Origin of the sequence: Pantoea alfalfae (assembly GCF_019880205.1) — a bacterium.
Lineage (GTDB): Bacteria > Pseudomonadota > Gammaproteobacteria > Enterobacterales > Enterobacteriaceae > Pantoea > Pantoea alfalfae.
Genome location: NZ_CP082294.1, coordinates 86,248 through 109,569, shown reverse-complemented (window position 1 = coordinate 109,569; position 23,322 = coordinate 86,248). Strand labels below are relative to the sequence as shown.

The 23,322-nt window shown below is 46.3% G+C and carries 20 protein-coding genes; 5 read left to right on the top strand and 15 right to left on the bottom strand.

Annotated features, from left to right (window positions below; all coding sequences use genetic code 11):
* Positions 1 to 167: 167 nt before the first annotated feature.
* The gene (gene fabF / locus K6R05_RS20020) at positions 168 to 1,451 is read right to left on the bottom strand and encodes a beta-ketoacyl-ACP synthase II (RefSeq protein WP_222925656.1); all 1,284 of its coding nucleotides are present in this window, start codon (positions 1,449 to 1,451) and stop codon (positions 168 to 170) included.
* Positions 1,452 to 1,688: 237 nt separating this feature from the next.
* Positions 1,689 to 2,303 carry a TetR/AcrR family transcriptional regulator gene (locus K6R05_RS20015; RefSeq protein WP_161736317.1) on the bottom strand — a complete coding sequence of 205 codons (615 nt, stop codon included), beginning with the start codon at positions 2,301 to 2,303 and terminating at the stop codon, positions 1,689 to 1,691.
* Between the two features lie 318 nt (positions 2,304 to 2,621).
* Here K6R05_RS20015 and K6R05_RS20010 point away from each other — a divergent pair, with 318 nt between their 5' ends.
* Positions 2,622 to 3,455 (top strand): transcriptional regulator, encoded by an 834-nt coding sequence (locus tag K6R05_RS20010; protein ID WP_161736318.1) that lies wholly within the window; start codon positions 2,622 to 2,624, stop codon positions 3,453 to 3,455.
* Positions 3,452 to 3,949: a FidL-like protein gene (locus K6R05_RS20005; RefSeq protein ID WP_161736319.1), complete on the top strand. Its 498-nt coding sequence runs from the start codon at positions 3,452 to 3,454 to the stop codon at positions 3,947 to 3,949. The genes K6R05_RS20010 and K6R05_RS20005 overlap by 4 nt, the downstream gene beginning before the upstream one ends.
* Before the next feature lie 76 nt (positions 3,950 to 4,025).
* Here K6R05_RS20005 and K6R05_RS20000 read toward each other — a convergent pair whose 3' ends face one another.
* The 11 genes from K6R05_RS20000 to K6R05_RS19950 form a co-directional block, all read right to left on the bottom strand.
* Positions 4,026 to 4,457 carry a DcrB-related protein gene (locus K6R05_RS20000; protein ID WP_161736320.1) on the bottom strand — a complete coding sequence of 144 codons (432 nt, stop codon included), beginning with the start codon at positions 4,455 to 4,457 and terminating at the stop codon, positions 4,026 to 4,028.
* Positions 4,450 to 6,633, bottom strand: a complete 2,184-nt coding sequence (locus tag K6R05_RS19995) for a peptidase domain-containing ABC transporter (protein ID WP_222925655.1) — start codon at positions 6,631 to 6,633, stop codon at positions 4,450 to 4,452. The genes K6R05_RS20000 and K6R05_RS19995 overlap by 8 nt, the downstream gene beginning before the upstream one ends.
* Positions 6,634 to 6,650: 17 nt before the next feature.
* Positions 6,651 to 7,910, bottom strand: coding sequence for an HlyD family secretion protein (locus K6R05_RS19990; protein ID WP_161736322.1), 1,260 nt, complete (start codon positions 7,908 to 7,910; stop codon positions 6,651 to 6,653).
* Positions 7,911 to 7,935: 25 nt separating this feature from the next.
* A complete protein-coding gene (locus K6R05_RS19985) occupies positions 7,936 to 9,258 on the bottom strand; it encodes a TolC family outer membrane protein (protein ID WP_161736323.1) in 1,323 nt (440 codons plus the stop codon).
* Between the two features lie 39 nt (positions 9,259 to 9,297).
* Positions 9,298 to 9,960 (bottom strand): response regulator, encoded by a 663-nt coding sequence (locus K6R05_RS19980; RefSeq protein ID WP_222925654.1) that lies wholly within the window; start codon positions 9,958 to 9,960, stop codon positions 9,298 to 9,300.
* 56 nt (positions 9,961 to 10,016) lie between these two features.
* On the bottom strand, positions 10,017 to 11,078 hold the full coding sequence (locus K6R05_RS19975; protein WP_161736965.1) for a fimbrial protein: 1,062 nt from the start codon (positions 11,076 to 11,078) through the stop codon (positions 10,017 to 10,019).
* Positions 11,079 to 11,090: 12 nt separating this feature from the next.
* Positions 11,091 to 13,676, bottom strand: a complete 2,586-nt coding sequence (locus tag K6R05_RS19970) for a fimbria/pilus outer membrane usher protein (RefSeq protein WP_222925653.1) — start codon at positions 13,674 to 13,676, stop codon at positions 11,091 to 11,093.
* A 26-nt stretch (positions 13,677 to 13,702) separates the two neighbouring features.
* Positions 13,703 to 14,440, bottom strand: coding sequence for a fimbrial biogenesis chaperone (locus K6R05_RS19965; RefSeq protein ID WP_222925652.1), 738 nt, complete (start codon positions 14,438 to 14,440; stop codon positions 13,703 to 13,705).
* 61 nt (positions 14,441 to 14,501) lie between these two features.
* Complete coding sequence (locus K6R05_RS19960; RefSeq protein ID WP_222925721.1) at positions 14,502 to 15,032, bottom strand: fimbrial protein; 531 nt, start codon at positions 15,030 to 15,032, stop codon at positions 14,502 to 14,504.
* 104 nt (positions 15,033 to 15,136) lie between these two features.
* Positions 15,137 to 15,358, bottom strand: a complete 222-nt coding sequence (locus K6R05_RS19955; protein WP_222925651.1) for a hypothetical protein — start codon at positions 15,356 to 15,358, stop codon at positions 15,137 to 15,139.
* A 9-nt stretch (positions 15,359 to 15,367) separates the two neighbouring features.
* Entirely contained in the window at positions 15,368 to 15,685 is a 318-nt protein-coding gene (locus K6R05_RS19950; RefSeq protein WP_161736960.1) for a hypothetical protein, read from the bottom strand.
* A gap of 1,047 nt (positions 15,686 to 16,732) precedes the next feature.
* Here K6R05_RS19950 and K6R05_RS19945 point away from each other — a divergent pair.
* Together K6R05_RS19945 and K6R05_RS19940 are read left to right on the top strand one after the other, a co-directional pair.
* Positions 16,733 to 17,323 (top strand): helix-turn-helix domain-containing protein, encoded by a 591-nt coding sequence (locus K6R05_RS19945; RefSeq protein WP_161736946.1) that lies wholly within the window; start codon positions 16,733 to 16,735, stop codon positions 17,321 to 17,323.
* A gap of 36 nt (positions 17,324 to 17,359) precedes the next feature.
* Positions 17,360 to 17,995: a helix-turn-helix transcriptional regulator gene (locus K6R05_RS19940; RefSeq protein ID WP_161736945.1), complete on the top strand. Its 636-nt coding sequence runs from the start codon at positions 17,360 to 17,362 to the stop codon at positions 17,993 to 17,995.
* A gap of 547 nt (positions 17,996 to 18,542) precedes the next feature.
* Here the strand turns inward: K6R05_RS19940 and K6R05_RS19935 are convergent.
* Entirely contained in the window at positions 18,543 to 18,857 is a 315-nt protein-coding gene (locus K6R05_RS19935) for a NirD/YgiW/YdeI family stress tolerance protein (RefSeq protein ID WP_222925650.1), read from the bottom strand.
* A 40-nt stretch (positions 18,858 to 18,897) separates the two neighbouring features.
* Complete coding sequence (locus K6R05_RS19930) at positions 18,898 to 21,825, bottom strand: autotransporter outer membrane beta-barrel domain-containing protein (RefSeq protein WP_222925649.1); 2,928 nt, start codon at positions 21,823 to 21,825, stop codon at positions 18,898 to 18,900.
* Between the two features lie 619 nt (positions 21,826 to 22,444).
* On the opposite strand from K6R05_RS19930, the gene K6R05_RS19925 reads away from it, so the two are divergent.
* Positions 22,445 to 22,693 (top strand): putative hemolysin, encoded by a 249-nt coding sequence (locus tag K6R05_RS19925; RefSeq protein WP_161736942.1) that lies wholly within the window; start codon positions 22,445 to 22,447, stop codon positions 22,691 to 22,693.
* Positions 22,694 to 23,322: the final 629 nt, after the last annotated feature.

Sequence of the window (23,322 nt, the reverse complement as noted above, 5' to 3'; positions counted from 1 at the left end):
GCAATTTTGTCAGGAAAGGTACAGATTTATAAAGTGAGTGGTGTACAGAGGGTGTTTTGATAAACACAGGACACTGGGAATAGCTGTGTACGCTTTTTCAGAACGTCTGATGTATTACCCGCGCTGAGAGGGTGTCTGGCAGCGCGGGCTTAATTGTCACTCTGCAGTCATTGCCACGTACGCAGCAGGAGACTGGCGTTGACGCCACCAAAACCAAATCCGTTCGACATGGCATAAGTTAGCGCGGTGGGACGTGCATTGAGTGCCACCAGGTCCAGATTGCCTGCGGCTTCATCAGGATGATGGAGGTTCAGCGTCGGCGGAATAATCTGCTGGCGCAGCGCCATAAGGGTGAATATCGCCTCAATGCCGCCTGCCGCACCCAGCAGATGGCCGGTGGCGGATTTGGTTGAGGCGATCGCGACCGGTGAATCATCGCCAAACACTGCGCGAATAGCCGCCAGCTCGCCGTGATCGCCAACCTGCGTTGAGGTTGCATGCGCGTTGATATGCTGGACATCCTCCGGGCTGATGCCCGCCTGGCGCAGGGCGGTTCTCATCGCCCTCGCAGCTCCGCTGCCATCCTCCGGACCCGCGGTTAAGTGGTATGCATCGGCGCTGGTGCCATAGCCGACAATCTCCGCCAGCGGTGTCGCGCCGCGTGCTTTGGCATGGGCCAGTGACTCAATCACCAGCAGGCCTGCACCTTCGGCCATCACAAAGCCGTTTCTGTCACGATCAAACGGACGTGAGGCATGGTGCGGCTGATCTTCATAGCCCACAGATAGCGCACGTGCAGCCGCGAAACAGCCCAGCGTGACGCGATCCAGCGCCGCTTCTGAGCCGCCGCAAATAGCAATGTCCGCTTCACCGCTTCTGATCAGCCTGGCTGCATCACCAATCGCCTGAACCCCCGCCGCACAGGCAGTAACGGGCGCGCCCAGCGGACCGGTGAAACGGTGTTTGATCGAGACATGACCGGCGGCCATGTTGGCCAGAAACGAAGGCGCTGTAAAAGGTGAGAGCCTGCGCGGACCGCGCGCGTCGGTAGTGCGCACCGCGTCGGCAATCGCACCAAAGCCGCCGACGCCTGAAGCAATAATCGTCGCGGTACGTTCACGCGCCGCCTCATCTTCAGGATGCCAGCCCGCCTGATTCAGCGCTTCTTCTGCTGCCAGCAGCGCGAATTCGATAAAGCGCGACATCTTTTTACGCTCTTTCGGCGCAATGAACGCCTCCGGGTCGTAACCTGCCAGCGGATCTTCATCGATGCCCGGCACGCTGCCACCTACTGAAATACCGGTGCCAGCAGTAAGCGTATCGGGCAGGGTACGTATACCTGATTCCCCTGCCGTTAATCGCCGCCAGACGGTTTCAACGCCACAACCCAGTGGCGAGACGATGCCCGCGCCGGTAATGACAATGCGTTGTGATGAGGCTAAGTGACTCATTGGATTACTCCCGTAGAAAGTCCGGACAGTGATTGAAATGCTGCCGCAGACGATGGATATACGCCTGAAGCGCGAAGAGTGAGACGCTGCGTAGGGTGGTGCGATAGATGAACGCAGGGATGTAATACAGCAGACAGAGATAAGCTTATCAGCATCAGAATCCTGAGCGATAACCAGACAGAGTACTATCGTTGATCTTGTGACTAAATAAGTCAATAGTCACAGCGTGCGCAATGCTCAGGGCGCAAGGCTACGTAAGACCAGCGCTGCCAGTTGGGCGGAGGCTTCTTCAGCGTCATCAAGGCTGTATTGCAGCAGTACCGGACTGGCATAGGGTTTGATCACCCGATAGATTGCCTCCGCCGCTTCGTCTGCCGGGGTTTTACGTTCAAACTCACCGGATTCACGACCCCGTCGCAGGATCTGCTGGATCAGGTTCGTTAGTCGCACTTCGTGTGCCATTGCTGACGGCCATCGGTCACGCGACGCAACGGCAGCAATGTCATACAGTTTACGTTCGTGAAAAAAGAGTTCAGTGCCGGTGACGGAAAGCGTGCGGAACAGTCGCCGCAGTTGTTCCGAGGCTCCAGGCGCATCGGCGATCGCGGCTTCGACGTGCTGCATAATCATCGCCAGCCGGGTAGAGCAGATCACTTCACCAATCGCCTGTTTTGATTCAAAAAATTTGTAGATATACGCTTTTGAAAAGCCGATAGCACGGGCGAGATCGGATACGGTGGTTTTTTCGTAACCATAATGCGCGAAGTGCTGCATGGCAGCATCGACAATCTGGTCACGCACATTGTGCCCGAGCGGGCCTCGTGTGCCATTTTCTGTTACGGATTGAGTCATTGTCAGAACCTGGCATATTAAAGGTGGGTTAAAAAATTCAGTGACCACTGTTAGGGATGGTCACATTTTAGGCCGTGATGCGATTAAAATCTATGGTTCACAACAAATTAAGAGGGTTGACCGCACTTAACCCGCACAGGTTCCAGGCTGGCGAGGTTGAGGCTAATATTGTCTTAACTGATTAGTATTAATGTGAGTCTGAAGCCTGCATTCTTCCGGGGAGTTTGCCTTTAAGGCCGGTTATCAGGTCTCTTTAGTGCTTCTTTAAATAAGCTGAATTATACTGTCGGAAATGAGCGCAAATTCAGTGATTTCTTAATGATTTACATTATCGATGATCAGATTAGTTACAATTCAGATGACTGTACGCTAAGCCATCTTCCCACTCAGGAAACGCTGAGCCTGAGTATTTCATCGGGTCGGCTGTTTGAACAGTTACTGAATTCTGAAGGTGAGATACTGTCGCGCGATACCCTGTTGACCGAAGTATGGGATAAATATGGTCTGCGCGGATCAAACAGCAATCTGAATCAGTATCTGAGCATTCTGCGCAGAGCGCTTGCAGCGTATGGCTGTGAAAACCTGATCATCACCATTCCGAAAATTGGCATCCGACTTAATACTGAAATCAAAATAGAACGCGAATCCTCTCCGGCTTTTGTTGAGACGCAGGTTCAGGCTGATGAAATGTCAGCGGAGCAGGTGGTATCTGTCGCAGATAGTCAGCCCATGCTACCCAATCCTGTTATCGCAGAGCATGTTGTTGAAAAATCGGCTCTGAATCTCGGACAGCTCCTGTTCGCCCTAATCATGCTGGTGCTGCTTGGAAGTGCTTTATGGTACTTCACTGTACGTCAGCCTGCTGAAAAGAGTGCTTCTATGAGTAACATCAAACTGGAAGGCGGTTGCGAAGCGGTTATTATTCCGGGATTAGATGTGTTCGAACAAAAGTCACTGGATAAACAAATTCTTGAAATGCTTAAAGAGAATAATCAATCCTGTGTACCAGGTCGGCGCATCTATTTCGATAAAAACACGGCATTCACAACTAAAGATTATGGCCGGACCATTCTTTCCACATGTAACCTGAACAGCAGTGGTCATATCGTTTCCTGCGAAAACTTCTACTATCTTGACTGGAGAATGTTTTGAAACGAAAAGCCACTCTTACGCTGACGTTAACGCTGGCTATGCTGTTGCTGGGGATCTTTGCAGGCATTAACTATTTTAAACTCCGGACAAACGAGCTGCCTTTCCGCTGCTCAGCATTTAGCCGCTACGATCTTAGTCGCAACGATAATAAAAAAATTGAGTTTGCTGTTTCCCAGGATTTACGTTTTATTAATTCAGATTCGGGATATTTATTACTGAATGGGCAGGTAACTTTTGGTGATGAAGTAACAACGGTTAATCGACGTATTGCGCTCAGTGCCGGTAATAAAATTGATAGTGACACTTACCGCTACAAAATAAGAGAAATTATTACTTCGACTAATGATACAACGCCGGATGCCGTGTTTAATCTGCTGCTGGCTGAGATCACTCTCGATCCTGGTTATCTTCAGCTTGATATCATCAGGGTCGATAAAAAGGCCTATCTGGTTGGCGGGCCGCTCTCCTATCTCTTCACCTGTCAACGTTACTGAACGCATCGACTGAAAGCTGAAACGCAATCCGGAAGAGCACATGCTCTTCCGGATTATTTTATCTGTACACTGCAGATTACCAGGTACGGAAGCTTTTCAGGGTATCTGAGAAAAGCTGCATATCGGTAGAGGTTATGGGGCTCGCTTTCGACAGAGAGAAAATCAATATATCTTCCATATTAAGCGTGAATAAAGCTTGTTTCTGATAAAGACGAAGATTATCTGGTCGCAGGAAGTCATAACTGATCATGATTCCCGTAGTCAGGTTATCCCCCAAAACCACTGGCTGATGGGCTTCCTGTTGCCAGTCTTTCATCTGTTTTTGCAGGATAGCGAGCTGGCTAAGGATATACTCTTCCGGGTTGTTATGATCGCCTAACTTATCACGGGAAATAGTGATTGGTGGCAGAACAGATCGTGTATCAGCCAGCGTATTCAGTGTTCGCTCGCAATAGCCTTCCGGCAAGGTAATTGTGCCTTCAGTGAAGCGGCAAATAGTCTTATCCATGGGTAATCTCCGTTTCATTATGGGTTTTTGTCTGCCCAAATAACTGCTCTGCCGTGACTTCGCTGAGCGTACCGTTATTTAACAGGACGATTTTATCGGCACTTCGGATAGTTTCCGGACGGTGTGCAATGATGATTCTGGTGATCTTCATCTGTTTAATTGCATTGTTGATCTGCGCCTCGTTATAAATATCCAGATGACTGGTGGCCTCATCCAGTACCAGGATTTTAGGTTCACGATAGAGTGCGCGCGCCAGCAGGATACGTTGTAACTGGCCACCCGATAAAAACGAGCCCATATCACCTACCAGGCTTTGATAATTCATCGGCATTTTCATAATATCGCCATGAATCTGAGCCAGACGGGCCACGCGGGTAATTTTTGCGTGATCGGGCTCGTTATCAAAGAAGCTGATGTTCTCGCTGATTGAACCTGAAAAGAGAATGTCATCCTGCATTACGCAGCCAATACGATTACGGTGATGTTCAAGTCCGGTCTGAGTGATGTCCATGCCACCCACGGTGATGGTGCCTTCTTCCGGCTGTAGCAGGCCAAGAATAATTTTGGCCATCGTAGTTTTGCCCTGGCCGGATGGCCCCACGATGGCAAGGCTCTCACCCGCTTTAATCTCCAGATTCGCACCATCGACAACCCAGGGTTCAGTCGGCGCATAGCGAAAACGAATATTGATAAGCCTGATATCCTGAGGTACGTCTGTCTCCTTGTCGGTTTCTTTACTAACCAGACCTCGATTGCCCTCAGAACTGGCTTCTGTTTCAGACAGAACAATATCGGCCAGGCGTTCACCATGCATTCTCAGCATACGAAAATCGATGATGGCATTGATCAAACCTGAACCACGACTCATGAATTGATCGGAAAAGCTGATAAAGGCGGTCAGCATACCGGCAGAGAAGTTGCCATCCAGGACCTGCAGCGCAGCAAGCCAGACCAGAACTACACGGCCCACTGAGGTTAGCAGTCCCTGAGCCGAACCGAACAGGATATTGAGCTTCTGTATCACGATGCCTTTATTGGTGGTATCCACCAGAAAGTTCATGTATGCCGAGAGGCGGGGCACCTGTTTATTATTGGTTTTAACTGCCTGGATCCCGCGCAGCGTTTCAAGCAGAGACGACTGGGTACGGGCCGAGCTGATGATTTGTTCTTCATTGGCGCGGCGAACCGGATCGTAAGCCATGAAACGTAGCAGTGCATAGGCGAGAAAAAGTCCAATGACCAGCCACGCCAGTTGCGCGTTATAGATGAAAAGCATCACTACCGTGACGATTGACATGACACCGTCCAGTACGGTGCTGATGAAACGGGAAGTCAGCGTACTCTGGATGGTATTAAGCGAACCATAACGAGAGAGAACGTCTCCGACGTGGCGTGATTCGAACCATTCCAGCGGCAGTTTTAACATATGGTGACAGACGTTTACGGTCCACTGCACACTGAGCTGGCTTGAGAACCAGCTCATTACCCATGAGCGCAACGCTGTAACGATAGTCTGAAACAGCGCGATCATGATAAAGCCTACACCGAGCAGCGACAGCAAAGAATAGTCAGCAGAAACCAGCACCATATCCATTACCCACTGCATAAAGAAGGGGCCGAGGACGCCGAATAGCTCCAGTGCGATTGAGAGAATGAGCACCTGAGCAAAGGCAGACTTTACCCCCGTCACGCTGCCCACCAGCTTCATCATGGAGATGCTTTCTTTCTCTTCTTTTACTTCAAAGGTTGAAGAGGGAACCAACTCCAGCGCGACGCCGGTGAAGGCGGTCGATGCTTCTTTAAATGTCAGTTCGCGGATCCCGCGCGCGGGATCGTGAATGGTGATCTTATTGCCGCGTACTTTCTTCAACACTACAAAGTGGTTCAGTTCCCAGTGCAGAATGCAGGGCATGCGCAGTTTAGACAGCTCTTCCATTTCTACTCGCAGTGCGCGGGAAGTCATATTGAGCTGTTGTGCCATAGCGATGACATCTGCCAGAGTGGCACCTTTGAGTGATGTGGCGAACTGGCGACGTAACGTGATCATGTCGATCTGATGACCGTGATAATTAGCCACCATGCCAAGACAAGCCAGCCCACACTCGGCTGCCTGTGACTGACGAATTATCGGTAAGCGGTTAAACCATTTAAAATTGAGTTTCTCTAATAACAACACAGAACAGACCTTCTAAATCAGAGAGAAATTTTGTGTCCCAGCGCGAAAATCGGCTCCAGTACCCATTCATAGAGACGACGTTTGTCGACAATAAAGTCGGCATCCAGCGCCATACCTGGCTTCAGTTTTTCATTCTGCGAATAAGCAGAAATAGTTTGTTTATCCAGAGAGACCAGAACCCGGTACTGCTGTTCCTGAACATTATTTTTACCGGTTAAGGTGGAGACTTCCTGAGGAGAGAGGGCGGTTCGCGAAACCTCGATCACCTTGCCATATTGCTGGCCAAATTTTTGGTAAGGGAAGGCTTTATAGCGCAGCACAACACGCTGACCTGGCTGGATAAAGCCAATGGATTGCGTATTGACCATGATGCGGGCAACAAGATTAGTATTGTGAGGCAGAATCGCGATTGCCGATTGACCGGCGTTTAGCATCTGACCATTTTTGACCATGATCATGCCGACATAACCACTCTTCGGCGCACGAAGCTCAATGGATCGGCGCGCTTCATTCTCTGCCATTGACTGACGGTTATCTGCCAGTTGCCGTTCGATGTCGTTGCGTTTTTTCTCATCATCCAGCGGCTTTTCATGTAGTTGCTGCTCCGCCTGAACAATTTTTTGCGACGTGTCCAGCAGCTGACGCTGGTACTCCTGGTAACGTGCCTGACTGTCGAGCAGATTGGATTCCTGCTCTTCCAGCTGACGATTTGAGGCGTACCCTTCCAGGTGCATAGCGTTGAGTTTATCCAGTTGCAGTTTCGCTAACGCCACCTGCTTGCGACGGTGTGTCAGCTGAAGTCTCAGCTGTTCCTGCTGGAGTTTCAGACTGGCGATGGTGTCGGATAACCCTTTCATTTCGACGTCATGTAATTTGGCAAGCGTCTGAAGATCCTGCTGAAGTCGTTCCCGCTGAGCCACCAGATTTTCGGCGATAACCTGACGCGTCTGTCCCATCTGTGTGGAGACTTCGGATGACAACACCATAAGAACATCATCTTTGTTGACCAGTTGTCCCTCTTTAACCGGAATATCCACTACGGTTGCGCTTACAGGCGGAGGAACGACTAACATGCCATTCTCAGGCAGCAGTTCTCCGGTAGAAGATTCATATTTCGTATAGCTGCCGAAAATGAAAAACAGGGCTGTAACGGCAGTAATAAAAATCACCACAGAAATAACAAGCCAGCGATAGGGCGGACAATAAAGTGCCACTATACCCAGGTTACCCCGGTTAGCGGCATCAAGCGCCTCCTGACGGAAAAGTGATTGTTCCATTTATAGATTCATCATAATTAAGGGATTAACGGCACTGAAAAAAATTCAGCATGTCGAGTGATAACGATCCGGTGCTTTGCGCCAGATTGATCAGGGCATTGAGATAACTTAATCGTGCTTCAGCCTGATCTTTGAGTGCGGTGTAATATTTTTGCTGAGCATCCAGTTCATCGTTAACGGTGCGGAAGCCCATTTCACGGCCATACTGGACCGACACCACTTTTTCACGTGCTGAGTCGACGGCATTCTTTTGAGCACTGATTAAGGCTTTGCCATTGGTCAGGCTAAGCCAGGCAGAACGGGTATCGGTTGCCGCTTTGCGTTGTGCTTCCATCGTGGAATACTTTGCTGCCTGACGACGATAAGCTGCTTCAAAAGATTGTGAAACCTGACTGCCGCCGGCAAACAACGGAACAGAAACGTTTACGCCATATTGCAGGTTATTACTCTTTGAGTTCGTCCCGAAGATTGCGTCATACAGAATATTGTCGTCGTCGTCATTACGACTCCAGTTCTTGCCGTATCGCGCATAGAGCGAGACCACGGGCATGTGTGCGCCGTCAGCCGCAAGAACATCTGCATCTGCCTGATCATTCTGAAAAAGCGCAATTTTAATATCAGTATTACGCTGCTGGCTGGCATTAATTGCATCGGTCAGAGAAGAATAGGGCGATGCTTTCAGGCACTGAAAATTCACCGGTTCTACAGTGTCCGGACTGATACCTGATAAACGGCGAAATGCCTCGCCTGCCAGCAATAGCTGATTGCCAGCTTCTATTTCCTTAGCCTGTGCCAGAGCGTAGTTAGCTTTTGCCTCGTCCAGTTCAGTGCGGGTATTCTGTCCATTGATTAAGCCGGTCTGAAGTTTTTGCTCTTGTTGCTTAAAGTTATGACTGGCGGCTTTTGCGGCCTGCAAAACTTCCTGCTGATAAAGCACCGTAAAATAAGCATTGCTGATAGCGCTAAGTAACTTCTCTTCAGCCTGTTTTGCCTGTGCTTCAGCCGTGTTGGCAATAGCAACACCTTTACGCCATCCGGCATACTTGCTCATATCAAACAGCGGTTGTCTGACGCTGAGATCGTAGCTGTGGTTGGTTACCCCACTCTGATATTTCTTATCAGGTTGTTCCTGACGATCCCAGTTTCCCTCCAGGGTTAATGTTGGCAGCATTCCGGCCATGCCTTGCCAGTATTTTTGTTTATCTGCTGCACTGGTCATCTGACTGGATTGTAGTGCAGAGTCATAGCTCAATGCAGCCTGAGCAGCTTGCTGCAGGTTAGTTGCGAATGTACAAAATGGAGCACAGGTGAGTGCCAGTACTGCTATATTCAGATTATGAAAGTTCATGATTTTCGCTGTATATAAAAATTTTTTGTGCTAGGGGAGTTAAATGAGTTCCTGTGCAAAAACATACTTAATCAAATCTGTATTTGATTGCAGCTGAAGCTTACGCATAGCATTGTATTTCTGTGTTGCAACGGTGCTTATGCTACGTTTACGCGCTTTTGCTATTTCCATCAGGCTATATCCAATGGCGAACAATCGAATAACCTCTACTTCTGAAGGCGATAAAAGTGTTTGTGCCGGATCTGCGGGTGCAGAGAGCATTAAATTCTTCATCTGTTCTGAGTAGTATATTCCGGAATTGGATGAGCAAACCCAATTGAATGCCTTGACCAAATCACGAATGTCATCTCGTTTGTGCACAATGGCATTGACCGGGATTTGTAATATACTTTTCAAAATAGCCTGACTGTTTTGTGCAGTAAAAATGATAATTTTTAAATCCGGATTTTGCTTATGTATCTGTTCTATTTTCCTCACGCCATTGACATCATTACGCTCAAAATTAAAGCAAAAGTCCGTTATTAATATATCTGGCATATCCTCTCTGATAACAGACAGTAAATGATAAGCTTCAACCGGATAAGCAACAATATCAAGTTCTAAAAACTCCTTTACGAGTATGTTTTGAATGGAGTAAAGAATAAATGGGCTTTCATCTGATACACCAAGTCTGAGCTTGTTTTTTTCCCTGGGTTTATTCACAGATAATCCTTTTCTGTAGATAAAATATGAAGAAGGGCTCCGCAGAGCCCTGCTGATTACTGGTAACTAAGCGTATACGTTGCTACTGCATTGGCCGTGCCAGGATTTATTTTCGCAGCCGTCTGATAATAACGTGCATAGAGTGGCACCGTGATTAATGCAGATGAGAGCGGATAAGTCGCAATGTTAAATGGAGTAGCAAGTGCAATCGGCTGCTGATTTTCATTAAGGATTTGTACACCGACACCACTCGCTGTTGAGGTCGAATTAAGTGCTACCACACCCAAATCGGATAATCCGCCAGACGCGTCACCATCCAACTGCATCATCACATCAAACGAACCCGAAAGAAGTGCTTCACAGTTAAGCTGAATATTAAACGCGGTTGTAGCGCTAGTCTGGCCGATTCCTGATCCTAAACCGCTACTGGGGTTTGTCGTGTAACTACCTAATGGTACAGGCAGATTGGTATCACCGGCGACTGAGCAAGTCTGATCTTTAACTGTGATACCTGTTTTAATATTGGTAAACTGGAATGTCTCATCTCTTCCAGATACTAACGAACCGACATCAAAGGGGTTTACATAGTTTTTGAGTGACTTTGATGGTGTCATAGAATTAGATGTCTTAACGATCTGATAAGGCACGTCCAGAGAAACATCCGTATAGGCGCCCACGGTCCCACCGCTGGTTAAAGCATAAGTACTGATCATTATCCCGGTTGGAATGTTTGCCACCTCGGTACCCATGTCACCGCCATAGCCGGTATATAATGTCAATCCATAGCCCAGTGCATCCGCGTCAATCGCTTTGCGCTTAAAATAGACTTCACCGGATAATCCATCTACGAACTGCTGCAAATTGTCCAGCGCACATTTGAAGTTAGCCGTTGCCGTGCCGCTGTAAACGATCGTACCCACCGGTACAGCTGCTGAAATATTAATGCCTAATGACATAACGTCGACCACCGAAAGGGATTTGGTCATTTTACACGTCAGTGTGACATCCGTTGATGTGCCCGCTGCATTAACATTAAAAGTAGCCATCAGCATCAAACTTAACATTAATGAAACTGAGCCAATGAGGCGAATTATTTTCTTTCCTGAAATTAAAAACATGATGTTACCTCATTAACCCTGTGTATCTTTATTGTCAGTATTAGCAGCGTACCGTACCGGCTGCATTTGATCGTTACTGCAGGTTGTCGTCAGTCTCGCCAGTGTCTGATTCTCACTGGACTGAACGGCACCGGATTCAAGGTTAACCAGGCAATTGTCATTTGCCGTTTTTCCCCATGAAACATGCAGACGGCTGACATCTTTATTCAGCCTGACGTAAATCTGACCACCCTGTGAAACAGTAGTTACCAGATTGCCATTTTCATCATTAACTGATGCACCAAAAGGTAAGGCATTGCCATTAGGCTGATTTGCCCTTATTAAAAGTGGTTTTCCCTTAGTGGTTTTGTAGTCCAGTCTGACTACAGCACCTTCAACAGGAATAACTCGCTGTTGAGTTGACTCCAGCTCAACATCAAGCGGAATACCTTTCGGATCAATCGCCAGTTCATTTATCCTGTACGGGTTAAGATTAGGTACTATTGCTCTGCCGCTTCCGTTTAACACTATATTTGGATAACCAAGCACCCGAGCACCTTCCGCATCAGCGGCACTGACTACAGCATACGTAGTTGACTGATAGGCACTAAAGTTAATGCTATCAGGCAAGGCAACCACAGTTCCGCTGGCACCTGCTGAGGCTGAATAATAGTCCTCTCCCTTGGTATATGACGCTGTCAGCATGCTGTAAGGTGAACGATATTGACCACCGATCGAACCTGATTTTTTATTATCGATATCGCGTGCAGCACCTACGTTATAGCTATATTGATCATTCTCCCCTAGTACGCCATTAACTGCAGTTTGCGCAGTTACACCATCTTTATTATGTGTGGCGCTTCCGGTTACATAATTTTTACTTTCACTACCAAGTGGTATAGAGAAGTCGAGTGAGAGTTGCGTGTCATGCCCACCGGTTGAATATAATAATCGGTTTGCTGATAATGTATAGGACACGCGACCAATTCTATTATTATAGCCTAACTGAAATTGGGTGTTTGTACCGGTACTGTTCCAGTAATTTTGAACGAAACCAGTAAGATAGATATTCCCATATGACTCTCCAAAATTTTGGCTGGCAGTCAGTGAAAAGCGTTGTTTAGGCCGGGAGAGATATTGTGCTCCGTTAGTTTTATTCTTTTTATAATAGTTATTAATTTGCAGGGCATTGTCATAGCTGTAATAGCCTGATGACGAAAATCTATACGCTGCGAGGGTAAAGTTGGTGTCAGTCTGAGAAACTTTTTTACTGTAGGTTGCACGATAGCTCACACCCTGTTTTTTCTCATCGCCATATTTTGTCTGAGCACCGGTGATATCAAGAGAGATAGCACCGATCGGTAGCCCAAATGCACCGCCTAACAGCGCTGAGATATAGTTATCTGATCCCAGAATACCGGTATAACCGGTCAGGCTATTGGTAAAGCCATGCTGAAGGGTGCCCTGATAAACAGAAGGCGTATAAGCCATGTTGTCTTTACGCGACACACCTCCCGTTACAGAGTAGAACGTCATACCCGGGCGCTTCAGTCTTGTCATAGCTGCATAAGGTACTGAAAAACGCGTTTCGCTGCCGTCAGCTTCTTTGACAGTGACATCTAAGTCGCCACCGTAGCCGGTAGGGTAGAGGTCGGAGATGTTAAAGGGGCCTGGCGAAACGGTTGTCTCATAAATTTTACTGCCGTTTTGCGATACAGTTACCTGAGCATTAGTACGCGCAACGCCACGAATTTCTGGTGCGTAACCACGTTGTGAATCAGGCCACATTTGATCGACAGTCGATATCTGTGCACCGCGGAATGAGAGGGTATCAAAGAGCTCGCCACTCGTATTACCTTCACCTAACAGTAAGCGTGATTTCAGTTGCGGGATATCACGCTGAACATAGGTGTTGATGGCATTATAATGATGAGACTCCTTACCTTGCTGGCGTCGCCAGCTTAATGAGCCATCATGACGAAACATCCAACCGCCAAGGTTAAAACCTGCCAGCGCTCTGCCATAAAAAGAGTCATATTCACGTCCGTCGTTAACAGAGCGGTAATAGTTGGTATCATAGTTAAGTGTTAACGCCGTTTCACCCTTATCCCAGAATTCTGGAGCGACATAGCCACGTGCTGAGCGCAGCAGATAAATCTGTGGAATTGAGATGTCCATCTGCATATCAGCGGAGTTGATTGCGGCATGACTCTCCTTAACCACATCTTCCAGTGCTATACATTGCTTACCTGAACGTAACTCTTCAGCTTGCTCAGAGCTGAATACCGTATCTTTAATGGAAAGGCTTTTTACCAGATCATAGGAAAGACAGGCCTTAGTACCTGCTCCCTCACGTACAACCTGAACATTCTCCCGACTAATCTGACGGCCATTTAAAAAGATATCCAGCGTGTAGACGCCGGGATCAATGGGGTTACCTGTTGCGTAGCGGGAAACATCTACTTTTACGCCAGCTAAATTTTTTACAAATGATTCATCGAAATCATAAGCAGTTTCAGCAAACGCTGACTGAGTTGCTGCGGTCAGAAACAGCGCCAAAAAAGAGCGATAACAAATTTTGCCAGTTGATTTATTAAAAAATACCGTCCTTGCCATCATAATTTCCCCTGGATAATTACCAAAAGCTACTCGTTTATTTTGCTTTCAACCTTACGTGCTGCACCAAAGTCGTCCAGATACTGATAATTAAATGTTGTTTTTATTTGACTTGTGCTCATGCCTTTCAGCGGGAATTCTTTTGTTTCGCCTGGTGCCAGCATTTCCCCTTTTTCACTGGCTAATTTATGACCTGAGTTATCTTCTGCATTAATCTGTGAGACGTTAACGTAGAAAGGTGAGTTGTTAGTTGCGGAAAGAAAATTAGGCTTTTGACCGTGGCGCCATACCAGCCCTGACGCAGCTTTATTGGCCTGCGCTGTATCAAACTGAACTGGACGATAAAAAATCTTGATGCGACTCCGGATCGCCATTTGCAACTGGTTCTGGTTAGCCAGGCTTTTATCTCGAGGAGGTATATCAAGGACATTAAGCCAGAAGATAGATTCTTTATCGGTTGGCAAATTGGCGCCCGTAAAAACAATACGTAACGTTTGCCCTTTATTCGCTTCCATACGGAAAACCGGAGGTAATAAAACGAAAGGAACATTTATCTTATCTACTGCTTCGTCAGGGTTTCCGTTATCAACCCATGCCTGAACAAGTGCGGGATGATCGCCGCGGTTATCCAGACGAACGGTAACCTCTTTTTCGGAGGCAGGGTAGATTACCCGGGTACCAATAATGGTCACACTGGCAAAGGCAGACGAAGTCATTGCGCAAGTGAGCAAGCAGGAGATTAAAAATTTAAAACTTTTTTTTTTCATGATATTAACTGAAGTGATGAGAGGGGAAGAGTGGTGAGGGCATTGCCCTCACCATAATCAATTACAGGTAATTGATTGAATAGTTTACTGTTGATGCAACGCTACCCGCTTCAGCAGCAGCAGTTGCATAGTACTGAGCTGAGTAAGACAGGGTGCCAGCCCCTGCTGTCAGAGCGACAGTTGCAGGAGAGGTAGACTGTTCAGTGCTGCCTGCATTGATGACTTTGTTGGCGCTGTCCAGCAGTTGCAGATCAACACCTGTAGCAGTACCCGTGTTAGTCAGGCGACCGTTGGCGTTCACACCAGCGCCCTGCTCAAAGTAAGCGTAGACATCGCCAGTCTTTGCAGAGCAGTCGCTCAGCGCCAGAGTAAAGCGAGTGTTGCCCGCAACGGCACCTGCCGCATTTAATACACCGGCTGCTACTTTCGGCAGGGTAACTGTGGCAGTACTGCTTCCGCCGTTAACACTTACGGTACAGGTCTGAGATGCAATGGTACCGGTGAAGTTAAGGGTGCCATCTGAAGCTTCTGCTGCATTAACCTGCGCCGCTGTCAGCAGCAGACCCATAGCAACCATAGATACCTTTTTCATATACTTTCCTTTGTAGAAAATAGTGAACAACATTTAATTATGAGCGATTGAGTTTTATGACAAGCGCCCATTCCTTTCCGGAAGTCTATTGCCTTCCTGATAAATCAGAACATCAGCAGGCCGAAAACTACGGCCGCAGCAACACCGACAATACCCATGCCAAAAGCAGTACCGCTAACCGGGTTAGCTTCTGGTATTGATTCCGGACGTACCCACTCAGTTTTTTCTTTGGAGCTTCCACCAAACTGTTTGAAGAAATCTAAAATTACGGAAGTTAGTGAGCCGCCACTGACGCCTTCAATTTCATTAGTTTTCAATTCACGCATGATTTTTCCTTATGCAGTAATTACTGGCGTGCCCAGGTCAAACTGGTTTTCCACGATGTTATTGAACCAGCCTGCAGTTGTTTCCCAGCCATTCATTGCACCATAAAGTGCGCCATCAACCAGACCTACAACGGCACCGATAACCAGGCCGCCAGCTCCTGAAACTAAGCCAACGCCCAATAAGCCGCCCGCACTACCGCCACTCATGGCCCATTTGAGACCGAAAGCAGTAATACCTGCAGCTGCACCTACAACGACTGAACCGATGAAATCAAAAAAACCTGCGCCTGAAACGGTCTGCATTTCAACAGATGTTAACTCTCTCATTTATATCTCCACGATTAATCAATTATTCAGTTATTCAGTTATTCAGTAATGAATTTTTTAAAATGCCGCTTCAAGCGAACGGCGTTATTAGATTCGGAGGCCATAAAAAATAAAATAGTAAAATATCCATAATTGATTTTTGGTGCGGTTTTCACTGGCTATATAAAGTTTGAATTCATTACATTTTTTTTACATTAATTATAATTTGGACGGGTGGGGTGAGGTTGTTCATATTATGGATAAGTTATTTCTCTTCATATTTGTTGAGGTGTCTTGCGTTGAGGCGGCACTATCAATTTCAGGCGGTGAGAATGGTACACATTCTGCGATGTAAAGGCTTTGAGAATAATCTATAGGGGTTTCTTAAAACAGCCTGATTCTGAGTAAGTGAGATTCATATGAAGCGTAAGGTAAAATCCTGGCGCTTAGAGCCTTATCCATTAATGGAGTATAACGCTTAAAAAATATAAAAAAATAGAATTTAAATCTATATATTAATAATTTATCGATTTAAATGTCTGTTATGGGAATGCTATGGTTTAATTTATGCCATCAGGTGCTGTGTTGGTTTTTTTTATTTTCACGGAGGAATTAACAATGATTCTATTATGAGTAACCATGTGAAGATTATTACAGGTTTTTAAAATGCCACTGCGGACTTGTTTTTTTAATACGGTGTTTTTATAACATTAATTTCCATATGGTTATGATTGATTCCTTTTTTAAGAAAAAAGTTATAACCCTATCAGTAAGTCTCTACTTGTTAGTTTGAATTACTGATTAAATGACTTTAAAGCGGTGAAATATCTGGTTGTTATGCCATTCGCTGGCTTAATGCTCTTCCTTTTTGCATGTTTGTGGTGTTGAATTTTATCGCAATGGTTTTACTATAGTGAAACCAATAACGACCTCTTCTATGGTTTATATCCGGGGGAAGGCCAGAGATCAGAAATACACCAGGCGAAAAAAAGAGACTATAACAAACGGATTTTTACTAATTTTTCTACTAATCACTAACTTCGTGTTAGTTAGATTGAGTTAATTATTATGTATAGAGTGACTGAGAATCATGAGCGGATCATCGATGCGCTGGCCGGGTACACCCAGGTTGCTAATCCAGATGAGATTTCACGCGGTAAGCGTCGTTATCATCTCACTAAAGATAATGTACGCCGTGTAATGTTCATTCTTGATGGTGACTTCTTACTGAAATTAAAGAGTGAAAATAAGGTCTTAAATATTCTGTCTGCTCCCTTTGTTGTCGGTGTCACACCGGCACTCGATGAACCTCCTGTCTATCTGGAAAGAATCGATTATGGGAAGGTCAGTTTCATTGATTACGATGTGTTCTGGCGACTGGTATTTGAGAAAGACCTCTTTAACGATGCCATGTCCATTCTTTCGGGCCAGTACTCAGACCTGATGAACTACATTCAGCTACCCAAGAATAACTCATATGATGAAGTGATTTCTTTAATTGGTCGCTGGGAAAAATTGCCACCGCATCTTAAGAAGCGCTTTTCGGCACTTTACCTGATTGAAAACAGTTCTCATCTTTCAAAAAGCTCCATTTGCAGGGTTTTGAAAGAATTAAAAGAGAAAGGTGAACTGACCCTGGTTAATGGCAAGTTTACCTGATTTTTTTATTTAACTTTTGGGATGCTTAAGGGAAAAATGCATTTTAAAGTCGTTTGTACAAATGAGAACTACTTCTTTCGGCTGGGCATCTCCAAAATTATTGAGGAGGCACTGTTATCAGATACGTCAGTAGAATTCTTACCCGCCTATGACGCGAAAAATTTATGTCAGGCGGACTTTATACTGATTAGTGTTGCACAGTGGCGCCTTTATATGTGTCAGCCTGCCTACCGGGATCGGAAGCCCGGTAGCATTTTAATGGTCTTTGTTGACGATATTGAAGACATCACTCCTGAGCATTTGCCTCTCTGCTATCGTTCTTTGATTATCATTTCGCGCAGGGATTCTGTTCGCGATATTGCTGATAAAATCATCCGGTTCTGGCTGGGAAATCAGGGGAGCGCCAGAGGATTTGTACCCACGGATTGCTCACATTGCGATTTCGCGCGTATTACAGTAGTCCAGCTGCAGGTGCTAAGTTTTCTTAAGAAAGGGTATAGCGTAGGGCAGACAGCTAAACGGCTGAATCTCTCCGCTAAAACAATTTATGCACATAAATACAATGTCATGAAGAAGTTTTCGCTAAGTGGTGATATGGCCTTTAACGCCTTCATCAATGATCTGACGCTGCTTGAGCTTTATAAGGGGGTTATTGAGTCTGCAAAATTTTAACTCCTTATGCATCTCATATGTCCGTGATCCTGCAAATTACAGCGTTAATTCTGATGTCCGGGTTTTCTGTGATGCATAACGGCATTCACAGGCTGTCTTCTGGTCGTTAAGGGTTGAGAGGTTTATGTGAAAAAAGAACCGCGAAAAAATCAATCCCTGGTCATCCCTTTTAAAAGGGTAACGGCACTCATGTCAGGGAAGGTTATCTGTATTTACAGTAACGATGTGGTTGCTGCACCCGTACTTCATCTTCCCGATGCGTTTCAGTCAGGCGTGGGAAGCCGTTATCCTTCTTAGTCAGCGCTGACACTCAAAGAAACGCACATAAGTACACAGAAATCTTCCGGACAAACGCGTGAATGCTCAGCCGGATGGCTAACCAGCATTTGAAATCAATGGTTTTGAGAAATAATGACGTTCAGGCGCTATCGGTACATGGGTACACTGTTTGTACTAATTACTTTTACAAACGGTAAGGAACCTGAAGCTTCTGATAAGTTAAGACAAGTAAAAAGCCAGTGCTGCCACTGGCTTTTTTTTCAGATGTTTATTTCAGAATATAAACACGATCTACGTTGATTTCGCTGTAGCCATCATCCCGGTCAACTTCACCGCTGACCCGTACCTTTTTACCAATCAGATAGCGATCATCGTCATCATCATCGTCTATATCGACACGGATGCGGCCAGTCGGGTCTTTTAACCAGTAGTGATCATCATCGGCCCTGCCAGTGATCGTTCCCGTGAGCGTAACCTGACGATCGTCGCGCAGGGTTTTCGCCACTGCGACCGTGACTTCCTGCCGGGCATATGCCGAGCCTGAAGTGATGAAGGCCAGGATCATCCATAATATTTTCTTCATTTACGTCTCCTTTAATACCCATCATTTGTTGGTTTATTGACTAAAAACTAAAACGATAACCGGCGTTAACCTGGCGCTGGTTGAAGCGATTTCCATTTACCCTATCTCCTTCAATAAAAAGGGTATGGTTACTGATTTGCGCACTGACACCGATACCGTTATTCCAGCCATTACCTTTAAACGAGAGGCGTTCATCTGAACCATTCAGAGCATAAGCAGCATCCCCGTCAAACTCGCGCAAAACACCTGTTTTGACATAAGCATTGAGTTTGTAGTTGCTCTGATTGACTTCATAACCTGCCAGTACGCTGGCTCTTCCCATCATGGATTTGTAACTTGAGAGATTAATGTTGAGGCCATTCGACGCCTGTACAGAGGTTCCATCCTGATGACCGGCAGTCAGCTGAAACTGTGGTTCCAGGTAAAAGCCAGTAAGGTCGTCAGAGAAGCTGAACTTCTTGCCGGCTTCGAGTGATCCACTCAGGCCTGATGAGACACCATGTCCGGATACGCGATTATTCTGCGTATCGCTGACATCAAATTGATTTCTCAGGCGGTTGAATTTCAGTACGCCATCCAGGTAGAAGCCTGCATCATTCAGCCATGTGCCGTAGATACCAAAATGTTCAGATTTAGTCGTGCCATCGCCAGCACGATAATGAGGCGAGCCCTCTGTTGCTCCCATAAACAAGCCCAGATAAATCGGCAGATCATCGGACAGGCGTTTATCTACCCCAAACTGATAGCCTGAATAATTCATGCTGAAATTGCTCAGCTTGCCATTGGCAAAACCACTAAAACGCCCATCCATTCCGCGCAGCCAGACATTGCCGCTCGTCTTTCCCTGGCGCACATCACCCATACGCTGCATCAGAGTCTGCATTTCGGCATAATTCATCAGATAACCGATGTTAAGGAAGTTGGCGCCTGCATTCGCTGTGGTGGTGATTGTTGAATTGTGATTTTGTTCTGCTGGCTGTGTAGGATTTCCATTTTCTTTAATGTCTTTATCTGAAGCAGGGTGAATGTTGTTATCCGTTGGGGCTACGGGGTGTTGGTCTGCTGAGGGTTTTTCATCAGAAGCAGGTTGAATGTTGTTATCCGCTGGAATAGCGGGTTGCTCATCTGCAGCAGGCGCTTCAGGCGCTTTTGGCGATGAGAGAACCCAGTTAGTCCCCTGTTTGTTGACCGAATAGACATAGCCACCCAGTTCAACGTCGGTGTTGCCCCTGAACGTCGCGACACCATCGGTAGTTTCAACAACGGTCAGCACTTCATTTCCTGTGGTAATGGCACTGCCGCGGTTCAGAATATTCAGACCGTACTCACCTGCGCTGCTTTCGGTCACCACGATTTTGTCGCCAGTATTATTTACCCCTTCACCATCGCCGACCAGATTGGTACGAAGGGTAAAGTTGCCGCTACCACTCAGGTTAGCAATGGTCAGAGTGGAGTAGGTCGCATCGTCTGTTGCTGCAGAAAGGTCTGCCAGTGAGTTATTTAATGTCAGGTTATCAAGATTAGATGTTTGACTAACGTTCCATGTGCTGTTGGTGAGGCTGACGTTTAAATGACCGCCATTCACATTATCGCTGGTAGCACTACCGGACCACAGTGAACCCGGCTCTAAATTAAGATCGATCAGCCCCCCCAGCGATACTACGCTGCCGGTGATTTCCGCTTTCCCCTGAGAAGTAATAACACCCGGGGCAAACCCTTCGGCGTAGAGTGTTGCTATTGCTACTCCGTCCGGAGAGGCCATATTGATAGAGAGATCGCCTGTCAGATTGGTCTGGCCACCATTCCAGGCGACAACACCGATTCCTGTATCAGGGCCGGTGATGCTGATGTCTTCGCCATTAATCACGCCTCCCCCCAGAGACCAAAGGCCTCTGCCGACCATATCTGATTGTTTAAGAACAATATCTGTGTTTACCAGATTGATCACTGCACCTGTCGATTGCGCGGATGCGCCATAACCGCCAGACTGAATGGTGTTGCGTTCCTCTTCACTGCCTGAAAAGTTGAGGATGGCATTATTATCCATTGCAACAAGGCCGCCAGTCTGCGCTGATGAGATCACGCTGCCTGCGCCGACATTTATCAGGCTATTTTCTCTGGCTGAAATGCCAGGAGAAGTCGTGCCAGATGTGCTGATTGTCAGATGATCGGCAGTCAGTTCACCCAGGCTCCAGATGCCTGCAGAAGTCTGACCTGTGGTGATAATGGTTGAGTGGCTGCCCAGATCAACCGAGCCATTATCCTGAATATTGATGCCCTGCGAGGTGTCGCCCAGAGTATTAATGGTCAGCGCTTCCGCTTTAAGCGTTGCGGCATCATTAATCGCATCACCGGTCAGTGTATCCACCTGTACGCCATGACTGTTGGCCCCGTTGGTCTGTATACTACTGTCACGGCCTAAATCAACGTTTGACCCGTAACCGCTGACGCGCAGTGCAATACCGTTGGTGCCCTGGGTACTGATACTCGATGCTTCGGCCTGCAACGAGGATTGATTGCTTACAACCACCCCCTCTGCGTAAGCAATACCTGATCCAATCGATGTGACGGAGCTACCTGATCCCAGATTGGCAGTAACCTGCTTTCCACTGAGCTCCATCGCCACTGCGGATATTCCTGAAACATTGAGAATTAATTTATCAGCAGTAAAGTGACTGTTCGCAGCCTGGATGAAAATTCCCTTAGCGTAATGCTCAGGGTCTTTCACCGTAACTGTGCTGCCCGAACCGGCTGTCACTTCAGCAGCGGTTGCACCTGTTACAAGAATGCCATAATAACCATCGCCAGATGATTGATCGGCGATTAATGTGGTGCCATCTGCCAGCGTAATATCTCCGCCTCTCTGGCTTCCGACAATAGCCGCCGGACTGACCAGAGGCAACATACCCATACCACCCGCCAGTACCATCGCTTTTACGCGTTTATTTAAGTCAGTACTATTATTCATATCTGTGACTCTTCCTTAAGGTTTTATTAAAGGGCCGGGGGACTCTGAAAGTGTTAAACAGGCATGCCATTTCGCACTTCATACGCTTCTCAGGCCCGATACGAATTAAATGTCTTGTTAATAGAATCCATTAATAACAGCATTTTTACTTAGGGCGGCAGGATTATGCAGGTCAGGCGTTAATTATGTAAAGAGAGTGAAAGTATGCGTCTTTTGACAACAGGTTAAAAGAATCGAAGCACCACAAAGGAATTTCCATTGAAAATTAAGATTATGTGCTAACTGTCACTCGGGAAGTCTTGTTATTTATTATTACAGTCATTCTCTTTTGGTGTTTATTTGTTGTGTTTCGCAGGTCAGTAATGAGAATGCTGGTAGCAATAGGTGTTGTTAAGAGAGGGTTTAGCGCGTGGGTGCTATCATTATTACACGCTCAGATACATACCAGACTTTTCCATAAACTGGTCAGAAAGGAATCTGAAGCCATCGCCGATGAAAAACGTATGACAAAGAGCGAATTAATTAATGCGCTAATCGTTATTGCGCTTTGTGCCATAAGCGTTGTAAGCATGAGAAGCGAAGTCTCACCGACCTGAAATTGATGCTGAGAGAGGGTTATATGAAAATCATAAACAGAATAACAGTTGGCTCCCTGATGCTGGCCACGCTACACATTAGTGCCTGCACGCCCCATCATGCTGAGCCACAGCGCCTGGTAATGCAAAATCCTGCAAGTCAATGGTGCCTGCAGCGTGGCGGACAGCAGGTAAAGGATGAATCATTGAGCACCAGCACACTCTACTGCCTGTTACCTTCAGGAGAAAGGATTGAGCAGTGGGCGTTGTATCATCGCGATCATCCGCAATAATCACTTTTCAATTTTTCCGCCAGTAGGGTTAACGAAAGCCATTGAAATGCAAAGATAATTAACCTGAGGCTCTGTCTTAGCTCAATGCTGGCTAAATCTTTGCAAGACACCCGATCATTTATCGCAGTCCTTTTTTGTGGACTGCTACGGATGTCTCGTGTCGTTCTGACTCCATGAATGGGGTTAACCGCGTGTTTTATGTACACCAGACACTGAATTGGTTAATCCCATGAATGATAATGAATATTATTTCTACAAAGTATTATAAGATTTTTTAGGTAAGAATTAATATCAAGGTAGAGGAAGTGACTTTTCTGAATTAATAAATTATTTTTTATCAGTAAGTGTTTTTTTATATCTATTTTGATCTCATTTGGCAATTGTCCTGACATGGTTTTCAAGAAAAATATTAAATCTGAAGCTTGTAATCCAATTTGATAATGGGTTTTTATAGCCTTTTAATACAATGAGTTATCACAAATTTTACGCTAACCTGCCTCCTTTATTTGATCTGAATCAATATCTATATAAAACTCAGATTCTGTTACCGATTGTCATAATGATACTATTTCATTAATTAAGGTATTTCTCTTAAATAATAATAGCCTCATGAGGATAATCCATTGAAA